1 protein-coding gene is annotated in these 600 nt (G+C 41.7%); it reads right to left on the bottom strand.

The genetic code is table 11. From position 1 onward, the window contains the following. Positions 1 to 600: proton-conducting transporter membrane subunit (locus ACFINS_RS11005; protein ID WP_375706294.1), on the bottom strand; the 600-nt coding region annotated here is incomplete at both ends.

Genomic DNA, 600 nt, shown 5'->3' on the forward strand with positions numbered 1-600 from the left:
TCTTCTTCCTCCTCTTCATCGTCACCATAGACTTCCATTGTAACCGTCAAAACATTGGCTGCTGCATCTTGACAACGTTCAACCAACTCCACAACAAGAAAAAAAGCACCAAGCGCCAAAGTTGAAGAAACAATATAAAAGAGTGCACCTGCGATCAGTGCTGTATTGCCGATCCCGATAGCTGTCAACAATGTCCCAGAAGAGACCAAAACACTATAAGCAGCCAAACGCACCAAGACTTGACTTGCCAACACCCCAATAAAACCAAAAGCCATAGTAGCAAGCCCACCGTAAAACAAAACCGTTTGACCAAAATGGCTAAAATGTCCACTTTCTGGTCCAAACCATAACAATGTTAAACGTAAAATAATATAAATACCGACTTTGCTTAAAAGTGCAAAAGAAGCTCCAACAGGCGCTACTGCTGCGCTGTACGTTGGCATCAACCAAAAATTCAATGGCCACACCCCTGCTTTAATTAAGAAAGCAATTCCCAAAAGTGCAGCCCCTATTTCGAATAAAGTCATATCGCTAGAAGTGATATATTGTATTTTTACAGCCAAATCAGCCATATTGAGGGTGCCCACAATTCCATAAATG

The sequence above is a fragment of the Bartonella sp. AA2SXKL genome, assembly GCF_042197205.1.
Taxonomy (GTDB): Bacteria; Pseudomonadota; Alphaproteobacteria; order Rhizobiales; family Rhizobiaceae; genus Bartonella.